Source organism: Streptomyces sp. NPDC057623 (genome assembly GCF_042800355.1).
Classification (GTDB): Bacteria; Actinomycetota; Actinomycetes; order Streptomycetales; family Streptomycetaceae; genus Streptomyces.
The window spans coordinates 45,378-56,138 of record NZ_JBHVGZ010000009.1 but is presented as its reverse complement, the minus strand read 5'-3'; the positions used below and the strand labels follow the sequence as shown (position 1 = coordinate 56,138).

Annotated in this window: 10 protein-coding genes and 1 pseudogene; 5 read left to right on the top strand and 6 right to left on the bottom strand. The window is 72.9% G+C overall.

All coding sequences use genetic code 11. From position 1 onward, the window contains the following. Positions 1 to 127 precede the first annotated feature (127 nt). Positions 128 to 1,099 (bottom strand): esterase/lipase family protein, encoded by a 972-nt coding sequence (locus ACFU95_RS12555; RefSeq protein WP_383825789.1) that lies wholly within the window; start codon positions 1,097 to 1,099, stop codon positions 128 to 130. Positions 1,100 to 1,302: 203 nt separating this feature from the next. Between ACFU95_RS12555 and ACFU95_RS12550 the strand changes: the two genes are divergently transcribed. Further along, a complete protein-coding gene (locus tag ACFU95_RS12550) occupies positions 1,303 to 2,517 on the top strand; it encodes a helix-turn-helix domain-containing protein (protein ID WP_383825786.1) in 1,215 nt (404 codons plus the stop codon). Positions 2,518 to 2,527: 10 nt separating this feature from the next. On the opposite strand, the gene ACFU95_RS12545 is transcribed toward ACFU95_RS12550, so the two are convergent. After that, entirely contained in the window at positions 2,528 to 3,496 is a 969-nt protein-coding gene (locus tag ACFU95_RS12545; protein WP_383825783.1) for a LysR family transcriptional regulator, read from the bottom strand. Between the two features lie 83 nt (positions 3,497 to 3,579). Here ACFU95_RS12545 and ACFU95_RS12540 point away from each other — a divergent pair, with 83 nt between their 5' ends. The 3 genes and pseudogenes from ACFU95_RS12540 to ACFU95_RS12530 all read left to right on the top strand — a co-directional run bounded on the left by ACFU95_RS12540 (position 3,580) and on the right by ACFU95_RS12530 (position 6,431). Next, positions 3,580 to 4,275 carry a type 1 glutamine amidotransferase domain-containing protein gene (locus tag ACFU95_RS12540; RefSeq protein WP_383825780.1) on the top strand — a complete coding sequence of 232 codons (696 nt, stop codon included), beginning with the start codon at positions 3,580 to 3,582 and terminating at the stop codon, positions 4,273 to 4,275. 98 nt (positions 4,276 to 4,373) lie between these two features. Then, the gene (locus tag ACFU95_RS12535; RefSeq protein WP_383825777.1) at positions 4,374 to 5,888 is read left to right on the top strand and encodes a purine-cytosine permease family protein; all 1,515 of its coding nucleotides are present in this window, start codon (positions 4,374 to 4,376) and stop codon (positions 5,886 to 5,888) included. Then, positions 5,885 to 6,431 (top strand): annotated as a pseudogene (locus tag ACFU95_RS12530) (cysteine hydrolase family protein). The gene ACFU95_RS12535 and the pseudogene ACFU95_RS12530 overlap by 4 nt, the downstream one beginning before the upstream one ends. Before the next feature lie 26 nt (positions 6,432 to 6,457). Here ACFU95_RS12530 and ACFU95_RS12525 read toward each other — a convergent pair. Then, the gene (locus ACFU95_RS12525) at positions 6,458 to 7,420 is read right to left on the bottom strand and encodes a peptidoglycan-binding protein (RefSeq protein WP_383825774.1); all 963 of its coding nucleotides are present in this window, start codon (positions 7,418 to 7,420) and stop codon (positions 6,458 to 6,460) included. Positions 7,421 to 7,559: 139 nt separating this feature from the next. After that, on the bottom strand, positions 7,560 to 8,903 hold the full coding sequence (locus ACFU95_RS12520) for a phosphoribosyltransferase family protein (RefSeq protein ID WP_383825771.1): 1,344 nt from the start codon (positions 8,901 to 8,903) through the stop codon (positions 7,560 to 7,562). A gap of 283 nt (positions 8,904 to 9,186) precedes the next feature. On the opposite strand from ACFU95_RS12520, the gene ACFU95_RS12515 reads away from it, so the two are divergent. Further along, positions 9,187 to 9,588, top strand: a complete 402-nt coding sequence (locus tag ACFU95_RS12515; RefSeq protein ID WP_383825769.1) for an SseB family protein — start codon at positions 9,187 to 9,189, stop codon at positions 9,586 to 9,588. Positions 9,589 to 9,877: 289 nt separating this feature from the next. Here ACFU95_RS12515 and ACFU95_RS12510 read toward each other — a convergent pair whose 3' ends face one another. Both ACFU95_RS12510 and ACFU95_RS12505 read right to left on the bottom strand, forming a co-directional pair. After that, complete coding sequence (locus tag ACFU95_RS12510) at positions 9,878 to 10,267, bottom strand: MarR family winged helix-turn-helix transcriptional regulator (RefSeq protein ID WP_383825767.1); 390 nt, start codon at positions 10,265 to 10,267, stop codon at positions 9,878 to 9,880. Between the two features lie 77 nt (positions 10,268 to 10,344). Continuing rightward, positions 10,345 to 10,695, bottom strand: a complete 351-nt coding sequence (locus ACFU95_RS12505) for a VOC family protein (protein WP_383825763.1) — start codon at positions 10,693 to 10,695, stop codon at positions 10,345 to 10,347. Positions 10,696 to 10,761 lie beyond the last annotated feature (66 nt).

Below are 10,761 nucleotides of genomic sequence, written 5' to 3'. Positions count from 1 at the left end.
GTGTGGGGCCTGTGCCGGCTGGGCCGGCCGCCCGTGATCTGAGGAAGAGGGACGTGGGGTTCCCCCCTTCACCCCCCCCCCCCCAGAACCCCCCCCGCTCCCCCCCCCCCCCCCAGGGGCGCTCTCGTCAGCAGACGGGACGCCGGGCATGGACCGGGTCGAGGGTGTTCAGGACGAGGCGCGTGGCCACGTCGTTGTAGCTGATGTCGACGTGCTCGGTGAGCTCGGCGGGGCAGAGATCCTGGACCTTGACGTTGGTGACGTTGGTGACGTTCGGGGCGGCGTCGAGATAGGCCGAGGTGTACGGGGTGACGACCTCGTCGTACCGGGTGGTGATCACCGTGTAGGTGACGTCCGGGTCGGTCTCGGCACCCGCGTTCAGCTCCCTGAGGAAGTCCGAGCCGATGAGCTGCTGCTCGCACGCCTTGCAGTTCCGCCCGAGGAGTTCGTCGCCGCCGGGGAAGGCCAGCGCGAGGAGGCCCAGGCCCGAGAACGTGGTGCCGTGGTTGGAGGGGGTGAGGGCGACGAGCTTGTCGACCTGGGCCGCGCCGCCGAGGTTCTTGAGGTAGTAGCGCGGCATCATGCCGCCCTGCGAGTGTCCGACCAGGTCGACCTTCGCGGCGCCGGTGGCGGCCCGGACCCGGTCTACGAAGTCCGCCAGCTGCCGGGCCGAGGCGGCGATGTCGCCGGTGCCGAGCAGGGCACCGGACGTGCCGCCGTGGTTGAGGGCGAAGACGCAGTACCCGGCCTCCTTGAGCCTCGGAGCCAGGGCCGCCCAGTTGTCGTAGCGGTTCTCCATGGTGCCGTGCACGAGGACGACGGGACGCGGATGCGCGGCGCCGGGGCGGCAGGTGAAGTCGTTGGCGCCGGTCGGTACGGCCGTGGGGTGGGCGAGGGAGTACGCGAGTGCCGACGGGAAGTCGTCCTGGGGCGGGCCGACCGGATCGGTGGCCGCCACCGGCGCGGCGTCGGACGTGTCCGGTACCGCCTGGGGCCGGTCGACGCCGGCCACGCCGATACAGGCGGCCGCGGTGAGCCCGGCCAGGGACGCGGTCAGAAGGCGTCGGCGCCGGGTGCGTCGGAGTCTGCGAGTGCGCATGAGGGGAGCTCCTCTGCCTGGGTGTCGTGGGGTGCGGCAGCGGATCCGTGCGGCCTGGTCACAAGGGCGAGACACGGAAGCTACTGGCGCGTAACGTCGGATCCACATTCGCGCCGCCCGCGGGAGCCGTACCAGCGAAGCCGTAGCGGAGAAGGGAAAGGTGTCATGGGTGTGACACCTTTCCGAAAGGGGGAGTCACCGCGATGCCGTCACAGGCCGAGATGTTCAGTCGTCAGCCCTGGCACGAGCTGCCTCCCGCGCTGGCCGCGCTGATCCGCTCCCGGGCCGAAAGCATCGTCACCGACATGGCGAGGGCGATCCGCGACGAGGTCCGTGCCTACCGCCGCTCGCTCGACTCCGCCGTCGGCCGCGACCTGACCGAGTCGATCCGCCGGGCCGTGCGGCAGTTCGCGGAGCTGATCGAGGACCCCGACAGCCCGCAGGACCACCACATCCTGCACTTCCGGCATCTGGGCCGCGTCGAGTTCCTCAACGGCCGTACGACGGACGGTCTTCAGGCCGCGTTCCGGGTCGGCGCGCGCGTGGGCAGCCGGCGGTACGCCGAGATCGTGCAGGAGGCATCGCTGCCGCCCGAGACCGTCCTGACGCTGCACGAAGCCGTGCTGGTCCACATCAACGCCCTGTCCAACGAGGCGGTGAAGGGCTTCCTCGCGGCACAGCTGCGCTCGGAGGGCGAGGTGAAGCGTGCCCGCCGGACCCTGGTGGAGCGGTTGCTGGAGCCGCCGAGGGGGCAGGAGCGGGCGCCGCTGGAACCGCTGGCCGAGCGTGCCCGCTGGGCGCTGCCCGGTGCGGTCGCGTGCGTGGTGGTGCGGTCGGCGGGGATCTTCTCCGTGCCCGGCGCGGACGGTGAACTGCTCTCCGGCAACCGTGGCGGGGACCTCGTCCTGATCGTCCCCGAGCCCGGGACGAGCGGGCTGATCGAACGGGTGCGCGGCGCCGCACGCGGCCGGGTCGCCGTCGTGGGGCCGGCCGTTCCCGCCCCTGAGGCCTGGCTGTCGCTCCAGTGTGCCCGGCTCGCGCTCGAACGCCGTGCGGAGCTGCCGACGGGGTCGGGCGACGACGAGGCCTTCCTGCACGTCGACGACGAACTGGCGGAGCTCCACCTGCTCCGGGGCGCCCCCATCGGGCAGTTGATCCGTCGGCGGGTCCTGGGCGTCTTCGCGGACCTTCCCCCGGGCAGGGCCGACCGGCTCGCCGAAACCCTGGACGCGCTGCTGATGTCCTGGGGGCGGACGGCTCCCGAAGTGGCCCAGGCGCTGGGCATCCACCCGCAGACGGCCCGCAAGCGACTGCGCCAGCTGGAGACGCTGTTCGGCGACCGGCTCGCCGACCCGCGTTTCCGGTTCGAGGCACTCCTGGCGCTGCGCACGCACGCGCTGCGGCCCGGCGGCGGCTGAGCGGCGGGGGTCACCAGGCGCGGGCGGTCTCCAGCAGGTGGTCGCGGACCAGGGCGACATGAGGGTTGCCGGACGAGCCCGGGCGCTGGACCAGGAAGCCGGTGTTGATGGGCGGGTCGTCCGGGTCGTGCAGCAGGACCAGCGCGCCCGAGGCCAGCTCGGCGGCGCACAGGTAGCGGGGGAGCACGCTGAACCCCGTGCCGCCCGCCACGGCCGCCTTGACCGCGTTCAGATCGGGCATGGTGACCGCCGGGTTGCACACCAGACGCCTGCCGAAGACATGACGCCAGTAACGGCGCACGATCGGAACGTCCTCCGCGTAGGCGACCAGCGGCACACCGTGCAGCGCGGCGGGTCCGTCGGCGGCGATCCGCGCCGGTCCGCCGACGCGCTCCGCCCAGGAGGGAGCCGAGACCAGCACGAACTCCTCGTCCATCAGCGCCAGCGAGGCCAGGGCACGACCACGCGGCCGGTAGGTCGCGAGCATCAGGTCGTAGCGGCCCGCCCGCAGCTCCTCCAGCAGCGGTTCGGTCAGGCCGGGCGTGATGCGCAGCCGTACGCCCTTGTCGACCAGCGGCGCCAGGGCCGGCATGACGCGTTGGGTGAGCAGCTCGGCCGGACCGGCGAGATGCACCGGCTCCGCCGGATGGGCGTCCGCGGAGCTGCCCGGCCCCGTGACGGTGGCGAGGGCGTCCAGCGGCTCGACGATCCGGGCGGCGAGTTCGTCCGCGTGGGCAGACGGGGCGACGCCGCGCGCCAGCCGCTGGAACAGCTCCCGGTCCAGCTGCCGCTCCAGCGTGCGGATCTGGGTGGTGACCGTAGGCTGCGACAGGCCCAGCAGACGGGCGGCGGCCGTGAAGGAGCCGGTGCGGTAGACGGCGAGGAACGTGCGCAATAGGTTCAGGTCGACCTGCGCCGCACCGCCGAACGAAGCGCGCTCCGCCTCCGCCCCCTCCCCATCGAAATCCCTATGTCTCATATGTGTGAGCCTATTGGATTCCAATGGCAGGACGTGCGTACGGTCGGGGTACCGACGTACCTGACGACGCGAAAGAGCCCCCCATGTCGAAGATCCTTTTCGTGATGACCGGCGCCGACCACTGGACGCTGGCCGACGGCACCAAGCACCCCACCGGCTTCTGGGCCGAGGAGGCCGTCGCCCCTTACGAGGCGTTCAAGGCCGCCGGTCACGAGGTCGTCGTGGCCACGCCGGGCGGCGTCGTACCGCCCGTCGACCGGGGCAGCCTGGCCGCCGAGTACAACGGCGGCCAGGAGAACGCCGACCGGGTCGCCGCCGTACTCGCCGCGATGACGGAGCTGCGGGAGCCGCTCCGCGTGCAGGACGTGCACCTCGACGACTACGCCGCCGTGTTCTACCCCGGCGGGCACGGACCGATGGAGGACCTGGCGGTCGACGCCGACTCCGGCAGGCTGCTGACCCTCGCCCTGGAGTCCGGCAAGCCGCTCGGCGTCGTCTGCCACGCCCCCGCCGCGCTGCTCGCCGCCACCAAGGACGACGGCACCAACACCTTCGCCGGCTACCGGGTCGCCGCGTTCACCAACGCCGAGGAGACGCAGGGAGGTCTCGCCGACAAGGCCAAGTGGCTGCTGGAGGACCGGCTCACCGAGGCCGGCGTGCAGGTCCAGGTGGGCGAGCCGTGGGCCCCGAAGGTGGTCGTCGACCGCAACCTGGTCACCGGCCAGAACCCCGCCTCCGCCGCCCCCCTCGCCGTCGAACTGCTGAAGAAGCTGGGCTGAGGAAGCCCCGCCGCCCGGCTCGACGACCCCTGGCCGGCCCCCGTCTGCTGATCGGCCTCCGTCTTCCCCGACGGGACGAGCGGTGCGACGATGCCGGGATGATCGCCTCCCCGGACCCCCTCGACGACCGACCCGCGGGCCGAAGGCTCCAGGTGGAGACCCACGGCCTCGACGTGATCGCCGAGACCGAGCGCAAAGGCACGCCCCGCACCCTGTTCTGGCCCTGGTTCGGCGCCAACGTCTCGATCCTGGGCCTGAGTTACGGTGCCTTCGCGCTCGGCTTCGGGATCTCGTTCTGGCAGGCGCTGGCCGCCGGAGTCGTCGGCATCGTCTTCTCGTTCCTGCTGTGCGGGTTCGTCGCCGTGGCCGGGAAGCGGGGCTCCGCGCCGACGATGGTGCTCGGCCGTGCCGCGTACGGGGTGCGCGGCAACCGCCTGCCGTCGGTGATCTCCTGGGTCCTCACCGTCGGCTGGGAGACCGTGCTCTGCGCCCTCGCCACCCTGGCCACCGCGACCGTGTTCGACCGGCTCGGCTGGGGCGGCGGCACCGGGACCAAGGTGGTCGCCCTCGTCCTGGTGGGGGCGCTGACCGTCGTCGTCGGCGTCATGGGCTTCGACCTGATCATGCGGCTCCAGACCGTGATCACCGTCGTCACGGGCGTCCTCACGCTCATCTACGTCGCCCTGGTCGCCGACCACGTCCACTGGTCCACCGTCAGCGCCGTACCGGCGGGCTCCGCCCAGGAGTTCATCGGGGCGCTCGTCTTCATGATGACCGGCTTCGGCCTCGGCTGGGTCAACGCCGCCGCCGACTACTCCCGCTATCTACCGCGCACCGCGTCGAGCCGGGGAGTGGTCGCCTGGACCACCTTCGGCGCCTCACTGGCCCCGCTGCTCCTCCTCGTCTTCGGCCTCCTGCTGGCCGCCTCCTCCACCGAGCTCAACGCGGCCGTCGCCGCCGACCCGATCGGCGCGCTGACGACGATCCTGCCCACCTGGTTCCTGGTTCCGTTCGCCGTCGTCGCCGTCCTCGGCCTCGTGGGCGGCGCCGTCCTCGACATCTACTCCTCCGGCCTGGCCCTGCTCTCGGCGGGGCTGCGCGTGCCGCGCCCTGTGGCCGCGCTGCTCGACGGCGTACTCATGATCCTGGGCTCGATCTACATCGTGTTCGTCGCCGACGACTTCCTCGGCCCGTTCATGGGCTTCCTCACCACCCTCGGTGTCCCCATCGCCGCCTGGTGCGGCATCATGCTCGCCGACCTGGCCCTGCGCCGCCGCGCCTACGACGAGCCCGACCTCTACCGCCCGTCCGGCCGCTACGGCGACGTACCCCTGACCCCGCTGCTCCTCACCCTCACGGCCACCGCCCTCGGCTGGGGCCTGGTCACCAACTCGACGGCGAACTGGCTGGACTGGCAGGGCTATCTGCTCGGCCCCCTGGGCCTGGGCGGCAGGTCCGGCGCCTGGGCCTACGCCAACCTCGGCGTCCTGGCAGCCCTCGCGCTCGGCTTCCTGGGCGCTCTGCTGCTGCGGCGCGGCCGAGTCCGCGAACAGGAGGCACAGGCACCCGGTCCGACGGCGGACGAGGCCCCGGACGAAGGGGCGACGCCATGACCACCGGGTTGCTCGCCGTCGTCGACATGCAACGCGTCTTCGCCGACCCCGACAGCCCCTGGGCGACCCCACGATTCGCCGAAGCGGCGACAGGCGTACGACGCCTGCTGCCGCTTCGGCGACCGGGTCACGTTCACCCGTTTCGTGGCACCCGGCACACCGGAAGGCGCCTGGCGGACGTACTACGAGCAGTGGCCCTTCGCCCTGCGACCCCCGGGGGCCCGACTCTGGCGACTGACGGACGAGTTCGCGCCCCACGCACGCCACGTACTGGACGCCCCCACCTTCGGCAAATGGACCCCGGAACTCTCCCGACGCGCCACCGCGGAAGGCCGCCTGGTCCTGACCGGCGTCAGCACCGACTGCTGCGTCCTGTCGACCGCCCTGGCAGCCGCCGACGCGGGCGTCGAGGTACTGGTCGTCGCCGACGCCTGCGCGGGCGCGGACGACGCCTCGCACACCAGGGCGCTCCAGGCGCTGGACCTGTACCGGCCGTTGATCCGGGTGACGACGGTCGCGGAACTGCTGATGGGGACGCCGTGAGGCGCCTGGCCCTGCTCGGCGGGCACTCACGGCTGGGAGGTCTCGGATTCGAGTGACTCCCGGGTCGCCGTGCCGTAGACGCCGGACTCGTCGCCGAGGACGACTCGGGTGAGCTGGTAGGCGCGTACCGCGCTCTCGACCTCGCGGTCGTAGTCGCCGTCGGCGTCTTTGGCGTAGTGGCCGATCTGGCGGAGCCGGAGCTGGAGTTCGGTGACCTCGGGTCCCTGGTCGCCGAGTCGGAGGACCGGGGGCTGCCCTTGCGCGTCGGTCGGCTCGGGCGCGGCGCCGGTGGTGGCGCCCGCGCTGGAGGGGGCCGCGGTCGGGGCGGCGGGGGAGTCGGCCGGCCGGGCGGAGCTGTCGGTCGCGGGTGCGGTGGGCGATGACGTAGGGCTCGGGGACGGTGACACGGACGCCGTACCGGCGGACCGGCCCTCCGGGGAGGTGCCGGACTCGGTGGAGCCGTCCGGGACGGGTGCCCGGACGTCGTCCGAGACGGAATCGTCCCGTGAGGGGCTGTCGTACAGGAACAGCCCGCCCAGGTACGCCCCGGTCAGCAGGACGGCCAGAGCGGCGCCCGCCCCGGTGACCAGCAGGGTGCGCTGTCCGCGCCGGGGGCTGTGCCGGACGTCCGCGTCGAGGAGCGGCGCCTCGCCGCGCACCGTCGCTGCTGTGGGCGTGGGCGTGGGCGTGGATGCGGGGATGGCGGCGTCGTCCGTGGCCGCCAAGTCCCGTGATTCGTGCGGGACTTCGGCCTCCGCAGCCCTGGTCGCTCCAGCCGTTCCAGCGGTGACAGCCGTCCCGGGCTCTTCACCCAGCTCCACGAACGGGCGTATCCGTAGCGGATCGAAGTCCTCCGCGGCCGCCGCCTCCGCCGTGCGCGCGTCGCGGTGGGCCTCGGACGCGCGGTGGGCGCAGGAGCAGGCGGGAGTTGCGTCCGAGGCCCGGGGTGTACCGCACTCCGGGCAGACGGGGCCGTTCGGTTGACTCACGTAGGGGTCCCTCTCCGTACAGGAGGCAGAGTTTAGGCATATGTTCTGCACATAATCTCCATGGCCCCCGAGGTCGGCGGAACCAGGGCCTCCGAACGGTCCGCGACAAGCCGTGAGAGCGTGGTCGCAAGGGTGTTCTTCACGCCGAACGGCGTGGTGGTGCACCCGGCGTACCCGACGTACCCGTGGTGGGTCGGCCGGCGTGGGCCGTGAACCAGTCGCGGGCCAGCTCCGCGACGGTCGTGAGGGTTCCGGGTTCCTCGAAGAGATGGGTGGCGCCGGGCACCACGGCGATCCGGTGCTCACAGTGCATCCGGTCGGCGGCGAGGCGGTTGAGGCTGAGCACCTGGGTGTCGCGGCTGCCGACGATGAGCAGGGTCGGGGCCCGAAGGCGGGTCAGCGCCGCCGGAGTCGCCAGGTCCGGCCGGCCGCCGCGGGAGACGACCGAGCGGACCTCGGAGCCGGACAGAGCGGCCGCCTCCAGCGCCGCGGCCGCTCCGGTGCTGGCCCCGAAGTAGGCGACGGGCAGGCCGGTCTCACCGCGCAGCCACACGGACGCGGCGTGCAGCCGACGGGCGAGCAGGAAGATGTCGAAGACGTTGTGCCGGTCGTGCGCCTCGTCGTCCGTGAGCAGGTCGAGCAGCAGCGTGGCCAGGCCCGCGCGGTTGAGGGCGCCGGCGACGTACTGGTTGCGCGGGCTGTGCCGGCCGCTGCCGCTGCCGTGCGCGAACGCCACCGCGGCCGGCGCCTCGTCCGGCACGACCAGGCGGGCGCCCAGCCGGGCCCCGGCGGCCGGGATCCGCACCTCGCGGTTCGGCGGCCCGGCGGCGGCGGGAGCGCCTCGCGCCGGGACGGCGGCCACCGCGAGCAGGGAGGTGACCTCGGCGTCCGAGGTCTGCGCGAAGTTCCGGTACCAGGCCCCCACCGAGCCGAGCACCTGCGGCGTCCGCGGGCAGACGACGTCGTCCGCCACCCCGCGCAGCCGGGCGACGGTGTGGGCCGGCCCCACCGGCACCGCGAGCACGACCCGGGCCGCGCCCTGGCCCCGTACGACCCGACAGGCCACCTCGGCGGTGGCACCCGTGGCCAGCCCGTCGTCCACCACGAGGGCGGTACGCCCGGCAACGGGCAGCGCGGGCCGCCCCTGCCGGTAACTCCGCACACGCCGCTCCAGCTCGGCCCGCTCGGCCGCCTCGACGGAATCCCGCTCCGCCGTGTCCAGCCCGGCCTCGGCGATCACGTCCCGGTTCAGGACGCGGACCCCGTGCTCGCCGATCGCACCGAAACCCCACTCCGGTTGCCGGGGCACACCCAGCTTGCGCACCACCAGTACATCCAGCGGGGCGTCGAGCCAGCGGGCCACCTCGGCCGCCACGGGCACCCCGCCCCGGGGCAGCCCGAGCACCACCACATCCCGGCCGCGCAGCTCCGCCAGCCCCTCGGCCAGCAGCCGCCCGGCGGCCCCGCGGTCGTCGTATCGCATCGCGCCTCCCGCGCCCACCTGGGCGGGAGCCTGTCCCTACCCCTTCAGGCTACGACGCTTCGCCCGGCCCCCGGCACTGGGCGATCCGGCTCGCCCGCGGGGTGGGCTGCGACCGCACGGCGCTCCCGTCCGAGCAACATTCCGCCGATCCCCCGAGAGCCACCGAGATCCCCTGGACAGCCGTAGGAATGCTCCACTCCGGATCGGGTACGCGAGCAGGACCGCACCGGGGAGATCACACCCCGGGCGGGCCGCACGAAACGCCGCTACCAGGGGATCTGTCATGGAGACACCAGCGAACGAGAACACCGCCACACCGGCCAGGCGTGCGCTGGACGCACTGGCCGGGAACACCGAGGACATGGCGGCGATGGACACGCTCGCGAGCAGCGACGTCCTCGTCCCCGTCCCCGACGACGCCAACGACCAGGACGCCACCGACCCCGCCGCCGTGGCCCTGCCGGTCATCGAACGACCGGGCGGCGAGCCCGTCGTCCCGGTCTTCACCTCCGAGCCCGCGATGGCCGAGCTGCTGCCCTTCGTCTCCCGCTACCGGCTCGTTCCGCTGGGCGCACTCGCCTCGCAGTGGCCGGCCGACGACCTGGCCCTGACGATAGACGCCGGCTCCTCACAGCCACTGACCCTGACGTCGGAGGGAGTGCGGACCCTGCTGGCCCGGCCCTAGCCCGACCGCCTGCGCGACGGACGACCCGAAGGGGATGAGCGGCGGCACCGGTGCCGCCGCTCATCCCCTTGTCTCCTTCAGCCGTCGCTGCACGGCATGCGCCACCGGTCCCGCCCAGCCGCGGTGCCAGCGCGAAGATCTCGCCCGCAGCGTGCGCGATGGTGAGGACGGGCACGGCATGCCGTTTCCGAAACGGCCCGGATCTCCCGTGGGATGACGGCCCACCGGCGGGCGTGCGGGTGCCGGGCCAGTGCCGCGAGGCTGCCGGCCGTGCAGCAGCCGCCCGGTGTCAGCCGCTCAGCATGCGGGCCAGTACGTCGCGTTGCAGCGGCAGGACCTCCGCGTGCAGATCACGGCCCTTGTGAGTGAGCGTGACGTAGACGCCGCGCCGGTCCTCCGCGCAGACGGAACGCTCCACCAGGCCGTCCTTCTCCAGCCGCCCGATGAGCCGGGACAGGGCGCTCTGACTGAGATGGACCCGTCCGACCAGGTTCTGCACCCGGCACTGCCCGCCCTCCTCGGGCGTCGCCACCGCGAGGATGTCGAGCACCTCGAAGTCGCTCGCGCCGAGGCCGTGCGGGTGCAGTGCGCGGTCGATCTCGCACATCGTGCGCGCGTGCACGGAGAGGATGTCCCGCCACCGGTCCTCGAGCCCGGTGTCGGGCGTCTTCACTGCCATACCAGGCACGGTAGCACCGATCCGGCCATTCATTGACTGTGCAACTAGTGCGCGCGCAAGAGAATGCTCGGGGCGTCTCAGCCGGTCGGGTCCTGGAGCAGTCCCACGAGATTGCCGTCGGCGTCCTTCACGGAGGCGATGAGCCTGCCGCCACCGACGTCGTGGACGTCCTGGAGCGTCTCGGCACCCGCTTCCAGCAGGGCCGCGAGGGTCGTCCTGATGTCGTCGACGTGCCAGTAGGGGACCGGGCCGGTCATGCCCTTCGCGTGGCCGTTGGGGTCCAGGCCGACGTCCTGCCCGGCGTCCTTGAATCCGACGTAGTACGGCTCGTCCGCATACGGTTCCGTGCCCAGCAGGGCCCTGAACAGGGCCTTCGTCCCGTCGAGGTCCTTGACGGGGTAGATGATCGTGGTGACTCCGGCGGTCATGGCCTGCTCCTGACGTGAAGTGCGCGCCGACGGTTTCGCCGGTGGTTTCACGCTAGGGCGAGGAGC

What these genes read in the sequence shown, in the direction of transcription:
- ACFU95_RS12555 (WP_383825789.1), bottom strand. Translation starts at nt 1,099, where the DNA reads ATGCGCACTCGCAGACTCCGACGCACCCGGCGCCGACGCCTTCTGACC.
- ACFU95_RS12550 (WP_383825786.1), top strand. Translation starts at nt 1,303, where the DNA reads ATGCCGTCACAGGCCGAGATGTTCAGTCGTCAGCCCTGGCACGAGCTG.
- ACFU95_RS12545 (WP_383825783.1), bottom strand. Translation starts at nt 3,496, where the DNA reads ATGAGACATAGGGATTTCGATGGGGAGGGGGCGGAGGCGGAGCGCGCT.
- ACFU95_RS12540 (WP_383825780.1), top strand. Translation starts at nt 3,580, where the DNA reads ATGTCGAAGATCCTTTTCGTGATGACCGGCGCCGACCACTGGACGCTG.
- ACFU95_RS12535 (WP_383825777.1), top strand. Translation starts at nt 4,374, where the DNA reads ATGATCGCCTCCCCGGACCCCCTCGACGACCGACCCGCGGGCCGAAGG.
- ACFU95_RS12520 (WP_383825771.1), bottom strand. Translation starts at nt 8,903, where the DNA reads ATGCGATACGACGACCGCGGGGCCGCCGGGCGGCTGCTGGCCGAGGGG.
- ACFU95_RS12515 (WP_383825769.1), top strand. Translation starts at nt 9,187, where the DNA reads ATGGAGACACCAGCGAACGAGAACACCGCCACACCGGCCAGGCGTGCG.
- ACFU95_RS12510 (WP_383825767.1), bottom strand. Translation starts at nt 10,267, where the DNA reads ATGGCAGTGAAGACGCCCGACACCGGGCTCGAGGACCGGTGGCGGGAC.
- ACFU95_RS12505 (WP_383825763.1), bottom strand. Translation starts at nt 10,695, where the DNA reads ATGACCGCCGGAGTCACCACGATCATCTACCCCGTCAAGGACCTCGAC.